At 69.8% G+C, this 20263-nt stretch carries 19 protein-coding genes and 1 pseudogene; 13 read left to right on the forward strand and 7 right to left on the reverse strand.

Annotated elements, in window-relative coordinates; translation table 11 throughout:
* Window positions 1-22: 22 nt before the first annotated feature.
* The gene (locus OG302_RS40025; RefSeq protein ID WP_371749657.1) at window positions 23-466 is read right to left on the reverse strand and encodes an Rrf2 family transcriptional regulator; all 444 of its coding nucleotides are present in this window, start codon (window positions 464-466) and stop codon (window positions 23-25) included.
* A 174-nt stretch (window positions 467-640) separates the two neighbouring features.
* Here OG302_RS40025 and OG302_RS40030 point away from each other — a divergent pair, with 174 nt between their 5' ends.
* Entirely contained in the window at window positions 641-1147 is a 507-nt protein-coding gene (locus OG302_RS40030) for a carboxymuconolactone decarboxylase family protein (protein WP_371749658.1), read from the forward strand.
* Window positions 1148-1207: 60 nt separating this feature from the next.
* Here OG302_RS40030 and proP read toward each other — a convergent pair whose 3' ends face one another.
* Window positions 1208-2752, reverse strand: coding sequence for a glycine betaine/L-proline transporter ProP (gene proP, locus OG302_RS40035; RefSeq protein ID WP_371749659.1), 1545 nt, complete (start codon window positions 2750-2752; stop codon window positions 1208-1210).
* A 145-nt stretch (window positions 2753-2897) separates the two neighbouring features.
* On the reverse strand, window positions 2898-4724 hold the full coding sequence (locus OG302_RS40040; protein ID WP_371749660.1) for a flavin-containing monooxygenase: 1827 nt from the start codon (window positions 4722-4724) through the stop codon (window positions 2898-2900).
* Window positions 4725-4987: 263 nt separating this feature from the next.
* Here OG302_RS40040 and OG302_RS40045 point away from each other — a divergent pair, with 263 nt between their 5' ends.
* Window positions 4988-6046: an SDR family NAD(P)-dependent oxidoreductase gene (locus OG302_RS40045; protein ID WP_371749661.1), complete on the forward strand. Its 1059-nt coding sequence runs from the start codon at window positions 4988-4990 to the stop codon at window positions 6044-6046.
* 124 nt (window positions 6047-6170) lie between these two features.
* On the forward strand, window positions 6171-7214 hold the full coding sequence (locus OG302_RS40050; RefSeq protein ID WP_371749662.1) for an SMP-30/gluconolactonase/LRE family protein: 1044 nt from the start codon (window positions 6171-6173) through the stop codon (window positions 7212-7214).
* A 3-nt stretch (window positions 7215-7217) separates the two neighbouring features.
* On the opposite strand, the gene OG302_RS40055 is transcribed toward OG302_RS40050, so the two are convergent.
* On the reverse strand, window positions 7218-7859 hold the full coding sequence (locus OG302_RS40055) for a TetR/AcrR family transcriptional regulator (protein WP_371750376.1): 642 nt from the start codon (window positions 7857-7859) through the stop codon (window positions 7218-7220).
* Window positions 7860-8061: 202 nt separating this feature from the next.
* On the opposite strand from OG302_RS40055, the gene OG302_RS40060 reads away from it, so the two are divergent.
* On the forward strand, window positions 8062-8805 hold the full coding sequence (locus OG302_RS40060; RefSeq protein WP_371749663.1) for a haloacid dehalogenase type II: 744 nt from the start codon (window positions 8062-8064) through the stop codon (window positions 8803-8805).
* Between the two features lie 74 nt (window positions 8806-8879).
* Here OG302_RS40060 and OG302_RS40065 read toward each other — a convergent pair whose 3' ends face one another.
* Window positions 8880-9998 (reverse strand): sulfite oxidase, encoded by a 1119-nt coding sequence (locus tag OG302_RS40065; protein ID WP_371749664.1) that lies wholly within the window; start codon window positions 9996-9998, stop codon window positions 8880-8882.
* A 550-nt stretch (window positions 9999-10548) separates the two neighbouring features.
* Here OG302_RS40065 and OG302_RS40070 point away from each other — a divergent pair.
* The 5 genes and pseudogenes from OG302_RS40070 (at window position 10549) to OG302_RS40090 (ending at window position 14294) form a co-directional block, all read left to right on the forward strand.
* On the forward strand, window positions 10549-11718 hold the full coding sequence (locus tag OG302_RS40070; protein ID WP_371749665.1) for an ABC transporter substrate-binding protein: 1170 nt from the start codon (window positions 10549-10551) through the stop codon (window positions 11716-11718).
* Between the two features lie 64 nt (window positions 11719-11782).
* Window positions 11783-12485 (forward strand): annotated as a pseudogene (locus tag OG302_RS40075) (GNAT family N-acetyltransferase); the annotation flags it as partial.
* A 428-nt stretch (window positions 12486-12913) separates the two neighbouring features.
* On the forward strand, window positions 12914-13357 hold the full coding sequence (locus tag OG302_RS40080) for a hypothetical protein (protein ID WP_371749666.1): 444 nt from the start codon (window positions 12914-12916) through the stop codon (window positions 13355-13357).
* A gap of 139 nt (window positions 13358-13496) precedes the next feature.
* Entirely contained in the window at window positions 13497-13898 is a 402-nt protein-coding gene (locus tag OG302_RS40085; protein ID WP_371749667.1) for a hypothetical protein, read from the forward strand.
* Between the two features lie 258 nt (window positions 13899-14156).
* Complete coding sequence (locus OG302_RS40090; protein ID WP_371749668.1) at window positions 14157-14294, forward strand: hypothetical protein; 138 nt, start codon at window positions 14157-14159, stop codon at window positions 14292-14294.
* 70 nt (window positions 14295-14364) lie between these two features.
* Here the strand turns inward: OG302_RS40090 and OG302_RS40095 are convergent, their stop codons facing one another.
* Both OG302_RS40095 and OG302_RS40100 read right to left on the reverse strand, forming a co-directional pair.
* Window positions 14365-15054 (reverse strand): DUF899 domain-containing protein, encoded by a 690-nt coding sequence (locus OG302_RS40095; protein WP_371749669.1) that lies wholly within the window; start codon window positions 15052-15054, stop codon window positions 14365-14367.
* A gap of 102 nt (window positions 15055-15156) precedes the next feature.
* The gene (locus tag OG302_RS40100) at window positions 15157-15816 is read right to left on the reverse strand and encodes a TetR/AcrR family transcriptional regulator (protein WP_371749670.1); all 660 of its coding nucleotides are present in this window, start codon (window positions 15814-15816) and stop codon (window positions 15157-15159) included.
* 134 nt (window positions 15817-15950) lie between these two features.
* On the opposite strand from OG302_RS40100, the gene OG302_RS40105 reads away from it, so the two are divergent.
* From OG302_RS40105 to OG302_RS40120, 4 genes are all read left to right on the forward strand, one after another.
* Window positions 15951-16583: an MSMEG_1061 family FMN-dependent PPOX-type flavoprotein gene (locus OG302_RS40105; protein ID WP_371749671.1), complete on the forward strand. Its 633-nt coding sequence runs from the start codon at window positions 15951-15953 to the stop codon at window positions 16581-16583.
* Window positions 16584-16819: 236 nt separating this feature from the next.
* Window positions 16820-17896: an IS110 family transposase gene (locus tag OG302_RS40110; protein WP_371525446.1), complete on the forward strand. Its 1077-nt coding sequence runs from the start codon at window positions 16820-16822 to the stop codon at window positions 17894-17896.
* 49 nt (window positions 17897-17945) lie between these two features.
* Entirely contained in the window at window positions 17946-18854 is a 909-nt protein-coding gene (locus OG302_RS40115) for a 2Fe-2S iron-sulfur cluster-binding protein (protein ID WP_371749672.1), read from the forward strand.
* A gap of 152 nt (window positions 18855-19006) precedes the next feature.
* Window positions 19007-20251, forward strand: coding sequence for an ABC transporter substrate-binding protein (locus tag OG302_RS40120; RefSeq protein WP_371749673.1), 1245 nt, complete (start codon window positions 19007-19009; stop codon window positions 20249-20251).
* Window positions 20252-20263 lie beyond the last annotated feature (12 nt).

Here is a 20263-nt window from a genome sequence, read left to right on the forward strand (position 1 = left end):
GGGGTCGCCGGTGATGGTGCGGTCAGTCCGCTCGGGGGGTGGGGGAGAGTGAGACGAGCAGCGGGCCGGTGGGTGACTTGGTGAGGTCGGTGAGCGACAGCGGATCGAGCGAGGCGAAGAAGGCCTCCTGCGCCTGGCGCAGCGCTCCGCGCAGGCGGCACGCCGAACGCAGCGGGCACGGGGTCGTTCCGTCGCAGTCCACGACGTCCCCTGGCCCTTCGAGCTCCCGCACGATCCCGCCGACCGAGGCGTCGCGCCCTGAAGCGGTGAGGGCGAGCCCGCCGCCCCGGCCGCGCCGGGCCTCGACCAGTCCCATGTGCTGCAGCTTGGCGACGGCCTTCGCCGTGTGCGTGTACGGCACGTCCATGGCGGCGGCGACCTCGCGCGTGGTGGGGAGTTCCCCCTCCTCGACGGCGAGGCGCATCAGTACGCGCAGAGCCAGATCCGTGAACCGTGTCAGCCGCATGATCGCACGCTATAAATGTTGCATCTAAAAAGCAAGTTATTGACCCGGGTCTACTCCTGGCTCGGACCGCCGAGCGCCGGCGTACCGGAGAACAGCGGGCGAGCGGCGACCTCATCGACCAAGATGGGGTGCCGTCCGGCGCAGACCGTCGCCCCTCTCGAACGGAGCCGACACATGGAGTATCCGGATCTCTCCGCACTGCCCGTGGAACTTCAGGAGGTCGTGACCGCGTACGGCTCGCTCAACGTCTTCCGGATGCTGATGCACTCGCCGAACCTGGCGCCCGGCGTACTGACGCTGGGCGACGCGGTCCTGCAGCGCAACTCACTTCCGGACACCTTGCGCGAACTGGCCATCGTGCGGGTCGGTCATGCCTATGGAGCGGCCTACGAAGTGCACCATCACGAGAGAATCGCCCGTCTCGTCGGCCTGGGGGAGGACGCGCTCGCCGCCGCCGAGACCGGTTCGGCCGGGACGCTCTCCGGCCCGGAGGCCGCGGTCCTGACCGCCACGGATCGGCTGCTCGACCGGCACACCCTCGATGGAGCCGCACGAGACGAGCTGTTGCGGTTCCTGACGGTGAACCAGCTGGCGGACCTCGTCATGACCGTGGGCTACTACCAGCTCATCTGCGGCTTCCTCAACTCCTTCGAGGTGACGACCGAGGGCGAGACGTCCTAGCTCCACGGCGGGACGAACTCCGGCGCCATGCGTCAGTCCCCTGCTGATCAGTCTCTGCGATCAGTCCTTGCGCTTACGGGCCTTCGCCGATTCGCTCCGGCCCCCGCGGGGGTGCCACAACCGCAGCCACACGTCGCGTGCGTGACGCCCCGCCTCCGTGCGGCTGCGCGCCACCATCTCGCGGGCCTCGTCGTGCGTCTCGACCATGGGGCCGGAGCCGCGCAGCGGCCTGCCTGCCGTCTCGTGCAGGAAGAACGTCGAGATCAGACCGATCGCTCCCGCCACCATCAAGTAGAAGGCCGGTACCAGCGTGTTGCCGGTCTTCTCCACCAGAAAGGAGGCGAGCAGCGGGGTGGTGCCGCCGAAGAGGGAGACGGAGATGTTGTACGCGATGGACAGCGCGCCGTACCGCAGACGCGTCGGGAACAAGGCCGGCAGTGTCGCGGCGGCCGTACCGGCGAAGCACACCAGAAGCAGGCCGAGGATGGCACAGCCGAACGCGGGCAGCAGGATGCCGCCCTTCCGGATCAGCAGGAACGCCGGAATGGCGAGCGCGATCAGGGCGATGCTGCCGCCCATGAACATCGGGCGTCTGCCCCACCGGTCGGAGCTGCGGCCCACCGTGGTGATGGCGAGAGCGACGAGCAGCATCGTGCCGAGCACCAGCAACTGGGCCGTCGTGTCGCTCTCGCCCAACGTCACCGTCATGAATGTGGGGAGATACGACGTCACCATGTAGTTCGTGACGTTGTAGAGCAGCACGAGACCCATACAGATCAGCACGGCCTGCCAGTGACGGGTGAAGATCTCCTTGAGCCGTCCCTTGCCGGACTGTCGGGCCTGCTCGACGGGATCCTCCTCGCCGCGCTCGGGACCCGCCTCTCGCTCCGCCGCGGCGGAGGCCGCCTCCTGCTGGAAGGCGGGCGTCTCCTCCAGCTTCAGCCGCATGTACAGCCCGATGAGCCCGAGCGGTCCGGCGATGAAGAAGGGGATGCGCCAGCCCCAGCTCTCCAGACCGTCCGACCCGAGGGTCAGCGTCAGCACCGTCACCAGACCCGAGCCCAACGAGTAGCCCACGAAGGTCCCGAAGTCGAGCCAGCTGCCGAGGAAGCCGCGCCGCTGGTCGGGGGCGTACTCGGCGATGTAGGTGGTGGCACCGGCGTACTCGCCGCCCGTGGAGAACCCTTGGACCAGTCGGCACACGAGCAGCAGGAGGGGGGCGGCGAACCCGATCGAGGCGTACGTGGGCAGCAGACCGACGGCGAACGTGCTCGCGGCCATCATGATCATGGTGGCCGCGAGTACCTTCTGCCGACCGATGCGGTCGCCGAGAGGCCCGAATACGAGGCCACCCAGCGGGCGGACGAGAAAGGCAGCGGCGAATGTGGCAAACGTGGCGACGACCTGCGCCCCCGGCGAACTGGACGGAAAGAAGACCTTTCCGATCGTGCCCGCCAAATAGGCGTAGACGCCGAAGTCGAACCACTCCATGGTGTTGCCGAGCGCGGCAGCCGTCACCGCGCGCCGCACCTTCGGGCGGTCCGAGACCATCACGTCCTCGGCGCTGAGCGCCTTCTTGCGGCGGCGCAGCAGCGTGCGCGCCATACGGTCGGTCGCCGACCGTGACGTGCGCGTCGATTCCGTCTCAGGCCCCCGGGGCCGCCGGGGATTTCTGTGCGGAACACCTTTCACCATGAAGCTTTTCTCCTCTTGCCTGAGAAAAAGCTGTGTCGCCGCAAAATTAGGCTGATCAAGGGCGACCGGCAAATTGTCCGCCTGCCCTGGCCCGGAGAATCTCGCCCATGCTCTCCTCTCGCCAGCGGCGCAGAAGTTCATGGAAAGCGACGGCACCGTGCGGGTACGCCGTGGGGCCGTTCGGGCGGCCGCGGCCCTCGCCGTTGTAGTAACCGGGGGTGCATTCGGCGTGGAACCACGCGTGGTCGGGGGCACCCTGCGCGCAGACGTCGATCCAGGCGTCCTCGGCCTTGGGGGCGGGCTCCACGACGGCGCCCTTCTCCTCCGCGGCGGCGACCAGGGCGGCGGCGTGCACGGCCTGCTCGTCGAGGATGTGCGTGAAGTTCACGCTGCTGGCGTTCTGCAGTGAGCCCATCCGGATCAGGTTCGGGAACCCGTTGCTGGTGAAACCGTGCAGAGTGCGCGGGCCCCGCTGCTTCAGCGCGCTCAGGAGCTGGATGCCGTCGCGGCCGGTCACCGGCAGCTTCCCGGAGGTGACGCCGGACAGACCCACGGAGAACCCGGTGGCGAACACCAGGCAGTCGACCTCGTACTCCACTCCGCCCACGACGACACCGCGTTCGCTCATGCGCTCGATGCCGTGGGTGCCGGCCGTGTCCACCAGGGTGACGTTGGCGCGGTTGAACGCGGGCAGGTACGTGTCGGAGAACGTGGGGCGCTTGCACGCGTACCGGTACCAGGGCGTGAGAGCCGCGGCGGTCGCGGCATCGGTGACTTCGGCGGCCACGCGTGCGCGTATCTGGTTCATCGTCGCGTGGTCGGCGACCTCGTAGGCGGCCTCGAAGTCCGGCTCACCATGGCGGCGGAAACTGGGCAGGAGCTTTTCGAGCAGCCCCGCGGACTCCGTCCAGCGGTCGGCCACCAGGTCCTGCTCGGCCTCTTCCCCCGAGCAGATGCGCAGGAAGTTCTCCCGGCGCTCACCGGCCCAGCCCGGGCGGTCCGCGCCGACCTGGCGCGGCGTCATGGGCTGCTGGCCGCGCACGTCCACGGCGGAGGGGGTGCGTTGGAAGACGTAGAGGTGACCGGCGTCCGCGGCCAGCATCGGGATGACCTGCACACCGGTGGCACCCGTGCCGACGACGCCGACTCTCTTGCCCGCGAGGCCCGTCATGCCACCCTCGGGACTGCCGCCGGTGTACGCGTAATCCCAGCGTGAGGTGTGGAAGGTGTGGCCCCGGTAGTCCTCGATCCCGGGTATGCCGGGGAGCTTGGGCTCCGACAGCGTGCCGGTCGCGGTGATGACGTAGGTGGCCCGGAACTCATCGCCCCGATCGGTGGTGACCACCCACTGCTCAGCCGTCTCGTCCCAGGTCAGAGACGTGACGGCGGTGGAGAACAGGGCGTGCTCGTACAGCTCGAACTGCTCGGCGATACGGACGGCGTGACGGCGGATCTCCTCACCCGGGGCGTACTTCCACTCGGGCACGTGGCCGGTCTCGTCCAGCAGCGGCAGGTAGACGTGGGACTCGATGTCGCAGTGGATGCCGGGGTAGCGGTTCCAGTACCACGTGCCGCCGAAGTCGCCGCCTTTCTCGACGACGCGCACCTTCGCCACGCCCTGTCGGCGTAGCCGCGCGCCCGCCAGGATCCCGCCGAACCCGCCACCGACGACCGCGACGTCCACCGTGTCGTGCAGAGGCTCGCGCTCGGTCGCGTCGCCGCTGTACGGGTCGGTGGCGAAGTAGCCGAACTCCGCCTCCGCGGGCCGGTACTGGCCCGTGCCCTCGGGGCGTACGCGGCGTTCCCGCTCGAGGCGGTAGCGCTCGCGCAGGGCGACGATCTCCTGCGGGGTGGGCTGAGTGGCGCACTGCGGCAGGGACATGGGGCGAGGTCCTCTCGTGGGGTGGGGGGAAGAGCGTCGGGCGCCGCGCGGGCGTGATCAGCGCCCTCGCCGGGGCGCCCCGAGCGGTCAGAGGTACCGTAACCCAGGAACCGGACAGTGTTGTCCGGTTGGGTTCGATGCCTCCCCGCGAACCGCCCGAACGCCACGACACGCGATGAAGCCCTGCCACGCGAAGACGCCACGACATGACGCCGAGACATGACGCCACGACCGACATGACGCCACGACATGAAAGGCCTGCGATGCCGAACATCACCCCTGCCTCCTCGCTGCGCGACTGGCTGGCGGAACCCACCGCCGGACAGGTTCTGCGTGGCCTGCTGGTCTCCCAGGGGCAGAGCGAAGAAGCCCTTGCCCCTGCCCTTGGCCTGCCGCTGGAGCAGCTCGTGCAGATGTCCGGGGGGAAGTTCCCCGCGGAACTCGTGGACGTACTGGTCACCGCCGCCGAGACCGGGCGGATCCCCGACAACCTGCCGGTCGCGCCGACCGGTGCCGCCGCGTCCGTGGAGCCCGACCCGGGCGTCGAGATCGGCGCCCCCGAGCCGTGGACCGAGCAGGTCACGCCCGGCCGCTTCGGCGGTCAGAAGGTCGTCGTCACCGGAGCCGCCTCCGGCATAGGCAGGGCCGTCGCCTCCCGCATCGTGCGCGAGGGCGGCATCGTGGTCGCCGTCGACATCTCCGCGGGCGGCCTCGCGTCCCTGGCCGCCGACCTGGGTGAGGCGCTCGTGCCCGTCACCGCGGACATCACCGAACCGGCGTCCGCCGACGCGGTCCTGGCCGCCGCGGCCGGCCGCGTGGACGCCCTGGCGAACGTCGCGGGGGTGATGGACGACGACGCCGCCGTGCACGAAGTCGACGACATCACCTGGGAACGTGTCCTGCGCATCAACGTCGACGGCCCGATGCGCCTGATGCGCGCCGTCGTGCCCGGCATGCTCGCCGCGGGATGCGGCCGGATCGTCAATGTCGTCTCCGAGGCGGCCCTGCGCGGCTCGGCGGCCGGAGCCGCGTACACGACCTCGAAGCACGCGCTGGTCGGCCTGACGATGTCGTCGGCCTATCAGTATTCAGGAACGGGCGTACAGATCAACGCGGTTGCGCCCGGCGCGGTCGCCACAGGCATCGCGATGCCTGTGGCCGCCCCGTACGGCTCGTCCCGCACGGCGAAGATGCGCGTGGCAATCCCGCGCCTTGCCATGGCGGAGGAACTGGCCGCCTCGATCACGTTCCTGCTCAGCAAGGACGCGGTGAACATCAACGGAGCCATCCTGCCCTCCGACGGCGGCTGGTCGGCCGCCTGACCCTGACCCATGTCCGGCTGCCCCGGCCTCATGGGCGGCCGCGACCGCACCCGTACCTCACTACGTCTCCTGCACATCACCACGTCCGAGCCGTTCGGACGTGCAGGAAGGAGCACCCCACCGCATGAACGCTCGTTGCACGCCCCGCCGCCGTCCCCGCGCCGCCCTGGCGGTTCTGGCCGCCGGCGGCCTGCTGGCCCTGACCGGCTGCGGCACCCAGACCTCGGCCGCCCCGGCCTCGCGCCCCGCACAGTCGGGCGAGGGAAGAACCATCCGCGCCACGCAGGTCGCACACGTGACGGACCCGCACGAGGCCACCGGTAGGACCCTGCTGGAGGGCCCGGTCCTGGACGACAACGGCGACCTGTACGTCGTGGACGTCACCGCGCCCCCTGGCGAACCCAAAGTCATTTCCGTGGACCTGGCCACCGGAAAGCACCAAGGCATCTACACCGACAAGGCGGGCGCCTACACCTCCGCGCAGATCAGCCCGTACGACGGCCGCCTCTATCTCACCGACTACACCGGATCCGTCGTCAGCACCGAGCCGGACGGCTCGGACCCGCGCACATTCTTCTCGGGTGAGGTCGACGGCTCCACGATGAACCTCGACGACATCGCCTTCGACGACGAGGGCAACCTGTACGTCAGCGACCTGCACGGCATGAAGCCGGGCAAGGCCGAGGGGCGCATCGTGCGCATCGACCGCGAAGGTGGGAAGACCACGGTCCTGGCCGACGGCCTCGCCCACCCCAACGGGGTCATGTTCGACCCTGACCTGCGCGGCTTGTGGATCAGCGAACTCGCCGAGAACACCATCTCGTACCTGCTGCTCGACGCCGACAAGACCGCCGTGACCTCTCAGCACGAGGCCATTCACGTCGGCGGCGGCGTGGCCCAGACCGACTCCATAGCCGTGGACGCCGACGGCAACCTTTACCAGGCACTGCACGGCCGACCGGCCATGGCCGTCTACAGCCCCGACGGCGAACGGCTCGCCACTGTCGAAATTCCCGCCAGAGCGGCCAAGGGGCTGGAGTCGGCGACCAACGTCGCCATCACACAGGGCGGCACGAAGGCCTACATGACCGTGAGCGGTCCCGACGGCGGGTACGTCTACCGCTTCACCGCGCTCGCCGAAGGCATCCGTCAGTCCAACGGCGGCTGACGGTCACCCTTCCGCGGCGGTCTCGACGGGCCGCAACGGCCCCACGTCGACGCCGAGCAGGCGCCAGGCCGCCAGCGCGCGGCCCTCCCGCTCGTCCGGTGTGGGGCCGTTGACGGCCCCGGAGACCATCGCGACAGCGAGCATGGCGTCGTCGGCGGACAGCCGATGGCCTGCGGGCAGGCACCGGGACAGGACGCTGTGGACGCGTCCGGCAAGCGCCAGGGCCTGCTCGCTGTCACCCCGAGCGCCGCGTATGCGCAGTAGGTCGACGAATGCCGTCGAGCGGGTCAGATGCCAGGTGACCACGCCCAGGACGCTCGACAGGTCCGCATCGGGTTCGTCCGCGGCCTGTTCGATCTGCTGGACGTTCTCGTCCAGGACGGCGGAGGCCAGCGCGATCCGGTCGGCGAAGTGCCGGTAGAGGCTGCCCTGCCCCACCCCGGCGCGGCGCGCGACTGCCGACAGTGGTGCGTCCAGGCCTTGCTCGGCGAACACTTCGCGCGCGGCGGCGATGAGGGCGGCGCGATTGCGGGCCGCGACCCGCCGCCCCTGGTTGGCCGGACGGACCGCGCCGGCCGCGCTGCCTCGCACGGCGGCCGAGCCCTGGGCGGCCGACTGCGGGCCCGGGGGCTCGATGTGGTTCATCACGCTCGAAGGGTAGTACGACCACTCTGCCCACCTCGGCGTCCGGCTCGACGCCCGACTCCGTATGCATCACCGTCTTGACCGGTGACGCGTGAACGAGCGAGACTCGTCACCTGTGGAACCGGTGACGCTGCGGGTCTGGTCCTTGTCGCGCTCAGCTGCTCTGCAGTTGCCGAGAAGTGGAAGAGGAAGAGGAAGCCGGATGCGTGGGACGGACGACGTCGACATCGAGATCCAGGCAGTCGTTTTCGACGTGCTGGGGACGATGGTGGATGAGACCGGAGGACTACGGGCGGCCCTGAGCGAGGCGGTGTCCACGTCCGGTGGGGCATCAGTCGACGGGCCGTCCGGAGGGGCGCCGGGAGGGGTGTCTGTGGGGCAGCTGCTCACGGTCTGGCGGGAGCACGTCGAACGCGAGCAGCGGCGTATCGAGGAGGGCCGCCGGGCGTACGCCAACAGCGAGGTCGTCGACCGGGAGGCGGCGGAGCGCGTGGCCGAGCGTGCCGGGCTGAGCGATCCGCTGGCCATCGGCCGGCTGGCCGGCGCGTCGCAGCGGCTGAGGCCGTGGGGCGATTCCGCTGCCGGGCTTGCGCGCATGGCCGGGCGGTTCCCTGTGCTGGGGCTGTCCCATGCCAGCCGCGGGACACTCCTGCGGCTGAACGCGTACGCGGGTCTGCGCTGGCACCAAGCGTTGTCCGGCGAGGACGTACGGGCCTACAAGCCCGCGCCGGGGGTCTACCGGCTCGCGATCGAGGCGGCGGGCTGCCCGGCCGAGCGGGTGCTCATGGTCGCCGCGCATGCGTGGGATCTGCGGGGAGCGCAGGCGGTGGGGATGCGAACGGCCTATGTTCAGCGCCCGGTTGGGGATCCGCCGAGGAGCGGCGACTCCTTCGACTGGCAGGTGGAGGGCCTGGAGGAGCTGGCGGACGTGCTGACGGCGGCGTAACGCCGCGGATGCACGCCGCGAGATCTCTTCCGCGAGCCCCTTCCACGTATCCCCACCCGGCCCAACCGGCCAGGTCATGCGTCGGGGCGGTGGCACAGCACCGGGACCCGTTGCGTGGTGTTGTTCCCGAAGCCGCCCCGGTTCCAGGGCTGTTCCAGGGGCTGGGTGTGGCCGTCGGCGTCGGATGCGCGGACGGTCAGGGTGTGGTGGCCGGTGACCGCGTTCCAGGTGGTGTGCCAGGGCTGCCAGCTCCAGCGGTGCCGGCCGCGGGGAGCGACCTTGGCGTCGATCCAGGTGCGGCCGTCGTCGGCGCTGACCTCGACCCGGGTGACCGGCCCGTATCCGGACCAGGCACGCCCCTGCAGCTCCACAGGACCGGGGCGCACGACCCGGACGCGCGACATGAAGTCCGGGAAACCCGGGGGTATCAGCAGGGCGCGCGGGGCGATGCGCGTGACGGGTTCACCGGCGTCCTCGGGGGTCTGCCGGTAGCGATACGCGACGGCTTGCTGGAAGCCCGTGAACGGGGAGCCGATCAGTTCGATCCCGCGCAGCCATTTGACGCTGGCCATGCCGTACCAGCCGGGGACCACGAGCCGCAGCGGATAGCCGTGCTGGGGCGGGAGCGGGCCGCCGTTCATCTCGTACGCGAGCAGTACGTCCGTGTCCGCGTCCACGGGAAGCGGCAGGCTGCGCCGGTAGTCCTGTTCGACACCGCGCTCGACGCCGTGATCCGCGCCGGTGAACACGGCCTCGACCGCGCCCTTTTCCACCCCCGCCGCCGCGAGCACGGTCCGCAGTGGCACCCCGGTCCAGTCGGCGGTTCCCACCGCCTCCACCAGCCAGGGCTGGCTGACCGGCCGCGGGTGCAGCCGGGCCCGGCCGTTGCCCGCGCACTCCATCGTGACGCGGTGGGTGACGGCGGGCAGCGCCCGCAGCTCCGGGAGGCCAAGTTCCAGGGGCGTGCGGACCAGGCCGCTCACGGAGAGCCGCCACGCGCTCTCCTCGGCCATGGGGATGTCGTAGTGGACCAGCACGTAGTGGAGGCCGGGTGGTGTGACGTCGTGATGCATGGCTTCCAGCGGCAGGCCGTGATTGCGTGCCGCGAGGGCCAGCTCTTCCTCGCTGATGCCCTCGCCGGCGGCGGCGACGCGCCCCGGTGTGCTGACGTCGCCGAGGGTTGTCCGCTCCATGCCTCCATGGTGGCTCGTGTGACGCGGGTCCGCACGGTTACACGGTTAAAGGACGAACGAATTTCTCGGGGGAGGGGACAGCAGAAAGCCCCGGACGGATTCGATCTGGTCCGGGGCTTCGCGTTGAGCGCTGGGCAGGCCTTGCACCTGCATTTCCCCGCAGGAAGCGGGGCGTCTTTCCTTGGACGACCAACGCGGGGCCCGCTGCCGGAAGTTCCCGGCTGCGAGCTCAAGATCAACTATAGCGTGCGGGATGAGTGCTCCGTGCCGCGCCCGCCGCTGTCCTTGCCGGGCTGTGCCCGGGCCTTCCGTGGCTGTCCGGTCTGGGCACAGAGGCGGGAGTGACGGTCACATCGAGTGATCCGCCACGAGCGTTTCGTTGCGACCTTAACCCTCAGGTTTAGCTTTACTGTCGGCTTCTGCCGAGCGCGGAGCACGACGCGCCTTCCTCTCTGACCGTTCAGGGGATCGAGGAAATCGGTTGCCTGGTGGCGAGGGCGGTGGATGCAATATCCGGCATGACCCATCGCAGCCCGGGAGACGCCACCTCATGAGTACGCCGCCATCGCCACCCGGAGAGCGAGCAGGAACGGGACCAGGAACGGGACCAGGAACAGGAGCTGGAGCGGAGAGGACTGACGGGGCGTCCATCCGGATCGGCGCTCTCGTTCCGCTCACTCGGCCCGGCTGGGTAGGAGCGGGCCAACACCTGCTCGCCGGACTGGAGCTGGGAGTTCGCGAAGTCAATGACGCCGGCGGGATCGCCGGAAGACCACTTGAGCTGGTGGTCCGGGACACCGCGGCTGATCCGCGGAGAGCAGTGGCGGCCGTGGACGAATTGGCCGCTCTGGGGGTGGCTGCCGCGGTGGGGGAGTATCACAGCGTCGTCGCTCGCGCCGCTGCCGGCAGGGCAGACGCCGTCGGTCTGCCGTTCCTCTGCTCGTCGGCGGTTCTCGACGCGCTCACCGAACAGCCGACGGAATGGGTCGCGCGCCTCTCCCCGCCACAGTCCCGAGGCTGGCAGGTTTACGCGGACTTCCTTCTCGGCGCGGGCCACAGCCGCATCGCGGTGGCAACGCAGCCGAGCGTCTACTGGGCGTCCGGGACCCGCATCCTGCGCGACCACCTCGTTCCACGCGGCGGTACCGTCCTCGAACTCGACATGAGCGTGCTCACCCCCACGACGGTGTGCGACGAACTCGTCGAGCAGGGCGCGACAGCCCTCCTGTTGCTGGTCGGACACCCGGACCCGGCCGTGCCGATCGTCAAGTCCGTACGCCACGACCAGCGCCTCGGCGAGATCCTGATCGGTGCTCCGGCCGGACAACCGGAGCTCGCCGAATGGGCCGCGCTGCTGGGCGGCGACGGCGCCGCGATCCCGTTCCTGCGCTACCTGCCCGAGCGCCTCAGTCCCCTCGGTACGCGAGTCGGGACGGCCCTGCGTGAGCGGCTGGGCGCAGTGCCTTCCTTCGTCGCCTTCGAGGGGTACGACACGATCGCCGTCCTCGCCGAAGCCCTGCGTTCCCATGGCGCGGACCGGGCGGACCGGGCACGCATCGCCGAATCCTGGTCGTGCGTCGCAGTCGAAGGCACCCGTGGCCGTATCCGGTTCTCCCGCATGCCGGGCATCAGCGTCCGGCAGTGGGCGCGGACGCCGATTCAAGTCGTCGATCGAGACCCGGCGGACCCCGATCGCTTTCGGATCCTTCACGCCGACTGAGGCCTGCTCCCCTTCGGTCGTAAACCGGGTGCGTACAGGCCGTGCGGTGATGTCTGACCAGGGCATGGTGATTGTGTTGAGCGAGCCGGGAGTTGACGGGCTGAGCAAGGCTGTGGGCGTGCTGGGAGTGGCAGTGCGAGGAAGCGCCGATGCAACTGCATCCGGGGGGCCCGGGCTGGTTCTGGAGCGCCGGTGCCCACGCGACGGCCGCGGCGGTCCGGATGTGGAGCCGGGACGGGCGGACGCTCGCCGTCGGGCTGCTGGACGGTCCCAGTCTGTTGCGGCTGACGATCGCGCCGGACGCGCGGCGGGACGAGGGGCTGGCGCGGCAGTTGGTGCAGGACGTGACCGAGCCGGAGCGCGGAGTGCTGCCCGAGGGGAAGGCCAGCATCGAGGCGCCGATGGACGCCCTCGTCCAGGACCTGCTGTTCGAGGAGGGCTGGAACACCGACGAAGCGTGGACGCCGTTGCGCCGCGACCTCACGGATCCCGTGCAGGACCCAGGAGTTCGGATCGAGGCGATCGGGCCCGAGCAGGCACATGTGCGGACCGCCGTACATCGGGCGTCGTTCGACTCGACCGCATTCACGGACGAGCGCTGGCCGCGCGATGGCTGCCGGATTGCCGTACGCCGATGCCCGGTGTCTCGTCGCGTACGACGATCAGGGCGACGCGGTGGCCGCGGTGACGGTGTGGTCGGCCGGCCCGGGGTGCTCGAACCGATGGGCGTTCACCGGGACCACCGCGGTTACGGCCACCTGCGAGCACCACCCGAGGCCGGCAAGAGCCTTGTGGCGTAGAGGAAATGCGCAGGGTCGGCCTGCTTTCGACTCTGTCAAAGGAGGACGGTGGAGGTTAGGGCGTACCGTCCGCGACGAGCTCCCCTCCACGGCCGGTGCAGCCCGACCATGGGCGCCGACGCGGCGGGAATGCGCCGGCGCCCATGGGCGACGGGCAGCGTCGGCAGTGGCGGGCAGTGGTCATCGGTAGAGTCGCAGCCATGCTTGGTGTGCGGGTGGTGCTGATCGGGGGAACGTCGCACGTCGGGAAGTCGACAGTCGGCCAAGTCGTGGCGGACAGAGCGGGATTCGAGTACCGGTCGACGGACAGACTCGCCCGGCACCCGGGGCGCCCCTGGCGAACGCCCGACTGGGGAGTTCCCGCGCACGTCGCGGAGCACTACAGAACCCTCACGGTGGACGAACTGATCGCGTCGGTGCTGGAACATCATGAGCGGTTGTGGCCCCGCATTCAGGAACTGATCACGGAGTACGCGGCCGGGCAACGTGCCGGAGCGGGTCTGGTCCTGGAGGGGGCGGCGCTCTGGCCCGACCGCGTCGCAGGACTGACGGCCCCTCACACAGCTGCCGTGTGGCTGACCGCGGAGGACTCTGTCGTCCGCGCCCGGATGTATGAGGGCAGCCGCTACAAGGAAGCCGCCGCCGAGGAACAGCACCTGATCGAGAAGTTCCTGGCCCGCACGGTGCGCTACCAAGCGCTCATGCAAGGTGCCGTCGACAGGCGGGGCCTGGACCGCATCGAAGCCGACAGCGATCGGTCTCCTGAGGAACTGGCCGACGCGGTGCTCACGGCTGTCGGCTCGCAAGGTGCAATCGGACGCTCGACCGCCGGATCATGACGCCTGCCGCGGCGGCCCGCGGGCAACTCCCTCAGGTCAGCGCCACAGCCGTGCCGACACGCGCCGCCGCCCCCGCCCAGGAGGACGCACCCCCGATACGGAATCGGCTACTCCCGTGTGGCAGGGGCACACGGAGGCCATGACTCTCGCAAGATCTCTTCCCGACAGCCCCACCGAGTGGTGGATCCTCCTCGGGGGCCTGGCCCTCTATCTGCTGGGGCGGTGGTTCTTCGCCTGGCGCCAGGCCCGGTCGGAAGGACGAAGACGTCCTGCGCGCGCCGCGCTGAACGAGGTGGGGGACGACGATCACCCCGACATGTACCCGGCGAGGGTCGCGGCCGGAGGCTTCGACACCTGGCAGCAGTTCATCGGGTTCATGATCGGCGCGGCGGTGCTCGCCGTGATCGCCGGTCTGACGGACGGGCCGCTTCGCGTCGTGCTGCTCTGGGTCTTCGCCCCGGTGCTGGTGATCGGCCTCGCGTACCTGGACTTCCGAACGGCCCGCAGGGCCGGCGAGAAGAAGGCCCGCACGAGCACCTGAGCGGCTGGTGGGGTGTGCCGTGCGGGGTGCCGCCGACCGGGCCAGGCTTTCGTGACCGGGCGTATGCGCTGGTGATCGGCCTGTGCGTAGCGATCACGATGGCTCCCATGCTGCAGCGCTGGGCATGGCTGTTCCCGGTGCCGGGCACGCGCGACAGGTGTGATGCGCTGGGTGCCTACGAGAGCATCCGGGCGGAGGCGTCGCTCGGGAGCCTGGGCGGTCGCGAACGGGCAGCTGGCCGCAGGCTACGCTGACCGCATGATCATCCCGCTCCTCGTCGGCCTCACCGTCCTCGCCACCGTCGGCGCCATGGGCATCTGGGTGTCCCTGGAGTTCTGCAAGGCGTTCCGCGACCGGAGGCGCATGCCCGCCGGGCCTGCCGCCGGCGGGCAATAGCCTCGATCTAGCCCCGGGCACGAAGGACTACGAGTACATGTCGGTGTGCTCGTACGACTAGGGCGTACGCCTACGACGCCCCCGGACCGTAGCGCGCGGCGATGTCCTCCGAGCCCACCCACCGGCTGTAGGTGGGGGACTGCGGCCAGCCCTCGGGGGAGTCCTGCCACTCCTCCTGCCGCCCGTACGGCAACAGGTCGATCAGCGCGAAGCTGTGGCTGAGCTGCTCGGTGCCCCGGCCGGTCGTGTGCCAGGTGCGGTAGACCGTGTCGCCGTCACGCAGGAAGACGTTGACCGCGAACCCACCGCCGGGCGGTGCGCCCACGTCGCTGCCGAACGTGCTGTTCGCGGTGGAGTACCAGGTCATCTTGTTCCCGACCCGCTCCTTGTACGCGAGGGCCTCGTCGATCGGGCCCTGCGTGACGATGACGAACCTGGCGTCGTAACCCTCCAGGAACTCCAGCCGCGTGAACTGCGAAGTGAACCCCGTGCAGCCGGGGCACTGCCACTTCTCGCCGGGGAACCACATGTGGTTGTAGACGATCAGTTGCGACGTGCCGTCGAAGACGTCGGCCAGCCGCACCGGGCCTTCCGCGCCCTCAAGGGTGTAGTCGGGCATCTCGACCATCGGCATACGACGGCGCTGGGCGGCGATCGCGTCGAGTTCCCGGGTCGTCGCCTTCTCCCGAACGCGCAGGTCGTCGAGCTGACGCTGCCAGGTCTCGGCGTCGACAACGGGCGGTAGTGCTTTGGGCTCCATGAGTGCCTCCGGCTCGCGGTGTGCGCGTACAGACCCTTGGACCGCGCCCGTGCACGAAACTCATCGCTCTCTGGTGCCGTGAGGCGCCCGCAACCGGATCTGTCAGCCCCCGGGCGTCGTGGCCGGACCGTCCGCCAGATCCGGACCGCCCGCCAGATAGCGGGTGAGCATCGTGACGAGTTCGTCCTCGAAGCCGGCGACGTCGATCCGGCCGGGTCCGGCCATCACCCTGTGCACCACCATCTCCACGGTGGAGACGACGAGCCGGGCGGCGACGTCGACGTCCGCGACCCGCACCTCCGGATGATTACGCAGCAGCTTGCGGGTGGTGGCGATACGGCGCATCTCGTGGTGTGCGAGCCGCTCCAGCAACTCCGGTGCGCGGGGCCCCTGTTCCATCATCACCCGGAGCAACTGCGGGTCCTCACGGTGGTTCTCGAGCGCGCTGCGCACGTAGAAGCGCATGACGTCCTCGATCGGCTCCGACAGCAGTTCGTCCCGGTCGAGCGGGGCCGCTGCCATTCCGGCGTCGAGGTGCCGGGTCAGCAGCTCGACCAGGATCGCGTCCTTGTTCGGGTAGTACTGGTACAGCGAGCCGATGGAGACCCGGGCCTGTTCCGCGATGCGATTCGTGGTCCCCGCCGCGTACCCGTACTCGGCGAAAACGTGAGCAGCGGCGTCGAGGATGCGCGTCCGGGTGAGTTCCGCCCGGACCTGACGGGGCTGTTTACGTGGCTGAAGTCCGCGGCGGTCGGACGTCATGGCACCTCCTGCGGGGGGCCGTGAAAGCGAGTAGCGCACGACCTGAGTAATTGCTCACAATAGTGCCATGAACTGCGGCGATGCGGTGCCGAGCGCCCGCAGCCGGATGCCCGCGCCCAGGTAAGGAAGGTGCCATGACGACGTACGCACCCACGCGCCCCCGACGTGTCTCCCCGGAGGACGTGCTGGCACGGCTCGGGCAGCCCGACGCGATGGTCAAATCGAAGGTGAAGGACCGTATCGACTACTACTTCCGCCACTTCATCGCGCATTCGCCGTTCCTGACGATGGCCACGGCGGACGCGGCGGGACGCGCCGACTGCTCGCCCCGCGGTGACTACCCGGGCTTCGTGAAGGTCCTCGACGAGCGGACCCTCGCCCTTCCCGACCGCCCCGGCAACAAGATCGCCGACTCGTTCCGCAACCTCGCCGAGAACGACGGCATCGGGCTGTGCTTCCTGGTGCCCGGCATGCGGGAGGTGCTCCGCGTCAACGGCAGCGCCTATGTCACGGACGAACCCGACGTGCTGGTCCGCATGCGCACCGAGGCGAAGCAGCCGGAGCTGGCGATCGTCGTCGAGGTGGCCGAGGCGTACTTCCACTGCGGACGGGCCCTGATCCGCTCCCGGTTGTGGGACCCCGCGAGCCAGGCGCTGGCCGAGGACATGCCGTCGCTGGGTGAGATCGCGGTCGCGCAGTTCGGTGTCGACGTGGACCCACAGGTGCTCGAACAGGCTCTGGAAGACGGCTACCGCAAGCTCTACTGACAGTGAAGATGTGATTGGTGGTTCCGCTGGTGAGCCTGACTCGCCTACTGACTGACGTCAGCGACTGTCCTGTTTGGGATTTGTCGGTTCATCGGCGGGTCCGCCATGCACGCGGCCGGACGGGCGCTTGTGACCTCATAGGAGCTTGGTCCAGAAGCCCCGTCACTGTCTTGTCCACCCGCCCGACCGGCGCGTGCCGCCCTCGGAACGGACTCGCAAGGACGGACACGACCAGCATGACGCACGAAGCCCGGGAGATCACCGGCGGAGTCGACACCCACGGCCTGACGCACCATGCCGCGGTAATCGACCAGATCGGCCGGCACCTGGCCGACCGGGAGTTCCCCGCCAGCATCCGTGGCTACCGCGACCTGCTGGACTGGATGCGTTCCCGCGGCGAGTTGGCAGCGGTCGGAGTGGAGGGCACCGGCGCCTACGGGGCCGAACTTGCCCGGGTTCTCACCGCGGCCGGGGTCACCGTCATCGACGTGGACCGCCCCGACCGCAAGACCCGCCGGATGAAGGGAAAATCCGACCCGATCGACGCCTACGCCGCCGCGACGGCGGTACTGTCCGGCCGGGCGACCGGCGTTCCCAAGAGTCGGGACGGCGTGGTCGAGGCGGTGCGGGTCCTGCGGATGGCCCGCCGCAGCGCGGTCAAGGCCCGCACCCAGGCGATGAACCAGATCCGCGGCCTGCTTGTCTCCGCGCCCGCGATGCTGCGCGAGCAGGTCGCAGGGCTGGACCGGGCCGTGCTGATACGCACGCTCGCCCGCCTGCGGCCCGGCGACGACCTGTCCCGCCCGCTCGCGGCGACCCGGGCATCGCTGCGGCGACTGGCCCGCCGTCACCTGGCGCTGGACGAGGAGATCACCGAGCTGGACTGCGAGATCGGACCGCTGGTGAAGCAGGCCGCCCCAGCACTGCTGGAACTGTTCGGCGTCGGCCCCGAGACCGCCGGGCAGCTGCTGGCCTCAGCCGGCGACAACCCCCAACGCATGCGCTCCGAGGCGGCATTCGCGCACCTCGCCGGAGTCGCCCCGATCCCGGCCTCGTCCGGCCGCACCCACCGCCACCGGCTCAACCGCGGCGGCGACCGGGCGGCGAACAACGCCCTGCACACCATCGTGCTGGTCCGCATGCGCTTCGACGAACGTACCCGCGCCTACGTCGAACGCCGCACCAAGGAAGGGCTAAACAAAAAGGACATCATGCGCTGCCTCAAGCGGTTCGTCGCCCGCGAGGTCTACCGCGCTCTGACCGCCACACCAACGGAACGAATCACTCAAACCGACCTCGCTCCTGCAGCTTGACAAGCATAGGAGCATCCAGGCCGCGCTCCGGCCGACAGAGGAACCACTGATGCAACAAACCGTTGTCGAGCACATCGACCGGGTCGCCGAGGACGTCGCCGCCCTCACCCTGCGCAGCACGGCCGGGGCGCTGGCCCCCTGGGAACCGGGCGCGCACATCGACCTGTCGCTGCCCAATTGGCTGACCCGGCAGTACTCGTTGTGCGGGGACCCCGCGGACCTGGATGCCTACCGCATAGCAGTCCGGTACGACCCGCTGAGCCGGGGCGGCTCGGAGTACGTGCACCGGTTCCTGCGGCCGGGGCGCGCCCTCGATGTCTCCCTGCCCCGCAACCACTTCCCGCTCGTCCCCGCACCGGGGTATCTGTTCCTCGCGGGCGGGATCGGGATCACGCCGCTGCTGCCGATGCTGCGCTCGGCGGTGGCCGCCGGACTCCCCGCGACCCTGCTGTACGTGGGGCCGTCACTGGACGGCATGCCCTTCGCCGACGAACTGCGCCGCTCCTACGGGGACCGGGTGCGGATCGTGGAGACCGAGCGGCAGGGGAGGCCGGATCTCGACGCTCTCGCGGCCGTGCTGGAGGCGGGCACCCTGGTCTACTGCTGTGGTCCCGCGGCCATGCTGGCGGGTGCCGAGGCGGCGTTCCCCGCCGAGCGGCTGCACGCCGAGCGGTTCCAGCCGGTGGCTCGCACCTTCGGGCCCGACACGCCGTTCGAGGCGGTCTGTGCGCGCTCTGGGAGCACCGTCACCGTGCCGGCCGACGAGTCGCTTCTGGACGCCCTGGCCCAAGCAGGGCACGCCCTTCCCTCCGGATGCCGCGAAGGCGTCTGCGGCAGCTGCGAAGTCACCGTCCTGTCCGGCGAACCCGACCATCGGGACGGCATCGGCGCACCCGAGGCCCGCATGTACGCCTGCGTATCCCGCGCACGATCCCCCCGCCTGATCCTGGACCTCTGAAGGGAGGCGTACCCGCAGACTTCCCTTCGCCCTGAGCCTTGCCGCCGCCCGGATCAGCCGACACACGGCCGTAGTCCCCCTGTCGTAATCCGCCTGCATGGTTGATCGTTGGGCCGTGGGAAGCAGGCGTAGACCGAACAGGGGGATGACCAATGACCATCAGCCGCAGGGGGCTGCTCGGGGCGGGCGCGGCGGTGGGGCTGCTGAGCGCATGTGGCTCCAACACCGGCCGCGACGACGGTGGTTCAGGCGATGGGCCGAAGTTGTCGCAGTGGTACCACCAGTACGGCGAGCAGGGCACCGAGCAGGCCGTGAAGAAGTACGCCGCCGCCTACAAGAAGGCGAACGTCAGCGTCCAGTGGCGACCCGGCAATTACGATGAGCAGACCGCTGCCGCGCTCCTCACCGCCTCAGGACCCGATGTCTTCGAGGTCAACGGGCCGAGCCTCGACCAGATCCAGGGCAAGCAGGTCGCCGACCTCACCGAGCTGTTCGACGGCGTCAAGGATGACTTCAATCCGGCCGTCCTCGCCCCGAAGACGTACGACGGCAGGATCTGGGGCATCCCTCAGGTCGTCGACATGCAGATGCTCTACTACCGCAAGAGCCTGCTCTCCGATGCCGGTGTGCGGCCGCCGCAGACGCTGGACGAGCTCGTGGACGCCGCGAAGAAGCTCACCTCGAAGAGGACGAAGGGCCTGTTCCTGGGCAACGACGGAGGCGCCGGCGTCCTGGGCGGCATGCCCTTGTACGCGGCCGGCCTCGAACTCGTCACCGCCGACGGCAAGGTCGGCTTCGACGACCCCGCCGCCGCCCGTGCCCTGGGCAAGATCCACCAGTTGTACGCCGACAAGTCGCTGCTCCTGGGTGCGCCCGCCGACTGGTCCGATCCATCGGCATTCGTCCAGGGGCTGACCGCCATGCAGTGGTCGGGCCTGTGGGCGCTGCCCACGGTGCAGAAGGAACTCGGCGACGACTTCGGCGTTCTGCCGTTCCCGAAGGACGGGGCCGAGGGCAAGCCCGCGGTGCCGGTCGGCGCGTACGCCGCCGCCGTCAGTACCCGCAGCAAGCACCAGAAGGCCGGCAAGGACTTCCTCAAGTGGCTGTGGATCGACAGCACCGACCGCCAGGAGGACTTCGCCCTCGGGTACGGATTCCACATCCCGGCCCGCATGTCCCTGGCGAAGAAGGCGGAGAAGCTCAGGAAGGGCGCCGCGGCCGACGCGGTCCGCTACACCACCGACCACGGCCGCGCCGAACCCCTCCTCTGGACCCCGGCCAGCAGGAGTGCTTACCAGGACGCCCTGAGCCGCATCATCAAGGACGGCGCGAGCCCCGACGAGGAGCTCAAGAAAGTCGTGCGGAAGGTGTCAGCCGAGCTCGACCGGGTGAAGTAGAAGTCGTGACCA

The sequence above is a fragment of the Streptomyces sp. NBC_01283 genome (assembly GCF_041435335.1).
Lineage (GTDB): Bacteria > Actinomycetota > Actinomycetes > Streptomycetales > Streptomycetaceae > Streptomyces.

Coding starts and splice junctions, on each gene's coding strand:
- OG302_RS40025 (WP_371749657.1), bottom strand. CDS start 466: ATGCGGCTGACACGGTTCACGGATCTGGCTCTGCGCGTACTGATGCGC.
- OG302_RS40030 (WP_371749658.1), top strand. CDS start 641: ATGGAGTATCCGGATCTCTCCGCACTGCCCGTGGAACTTCAGGAGGTC.
- proP (WP_371749659.1), bottom strand. CDS start 2,752: ATGGCGCGCACGCTGCTGCGCCGCCGCAAGAAGGCGCTCAGCGCCGAG.
- OG302_RS40040 (WP_371749660.1), bottom strand. CDS start 4,724: ATGTCCCTGCCGCAGTGCGCCACTCAGCCCACCCCGCAGGAGATCGTC.
- OG302_RS40045 (WP_371749661.1), top strand. CDS start 4,988: ATGCCGAACATCACCCCTGCCTCCTCGCTGCGCGACTGGCTGGCGGAA.
- OG302_RS40050 (WP_371749662.1), top strand. CDS start 6,171: ATGAACGCTCGTTGCACGCCCCGCCGCCGTCCCCGCGCCGCCCTGGCG.
- OG302_RS40055 (WP_371750376.1), bottom strand. CDS start 7,859: ATGAACCACATCGAGCCCCCGGGCCCGCAGTCGGCCGCCCAGGGCTCG.
- OG302_RS40060 (WP_371749663.1), top strand. CDS start 8,062: ATGCGTGGGACGGACGACGTCGACATCGAGATCCAGGCAGTCGTTTTC.
- OG302_RS40065 (WP_371749664.1), bottom strand. CDS start 9,998: ATGGAGCGGACAACCCTCGGCGACGTCAGCACACCGGGGCGCGTCGCC.
- OG302_RS40070 (WP_371749665.1), top strand. CDS start 10,549: ATGAGTACGCCGCCATCGCCACCCGGAGAGCGAGCAGGAACGGGACCA.
- OG302_RS40085 (WP_371749667.1), top strand. CDS start 13,497: ATGACTCTCGCAAGATCTCTTCCCGACAGCCCCACCGAGTGGTGGATC.
- OG302_RS40090 (WP_371749668.1), top strand. CDS start 14,157: ATGATCATCCCGCTCCTCGTCGGCCTCACCGTCCTCGCCACCGTCGGC.
- OG302_RS40095 (WP_371749669.1), bottom strand. CDS start 15,054: ATGGAGCCCAAAGCACTACCGCCCGTTGTCGACGCCGAGACCTGGCAG.
- OG302_RS40100 (WP_371749670.1), bottom strand. CDS start 15,816: ATGACGTCCGACCGCCGCGGACTTCAGCCACGTAAACAGCCCCGTCAG.
- OG302_RS40105 (WP_371749671.1), top strand. CDS start 15,951: ATGACGACGTACGCACCCACGCGCCCCCGACGTGTCTCCCCGGAGGAC.
- OG302_RS40110 (WP_371525446.1), top strand. CDS start 16,820: ATGACGCACGAAGCCCGGGAGATCACCGGCGGAGTCGACACCCACGGC.
- OG302_RS40115 (WP_371749672.1), top strand. CDS start 17,946: ATGCAACAAACCGTTGTCGAGCACATCGACCGGGTCGCCGAGGACGTC.
- OG302_RS40120 (WP_371749673.1), top strand. CDS start 19,007: ATGACCATCAGCCGCAGGGGGCTGCTCGGGGCGGGCGCGGCGGTGGGG.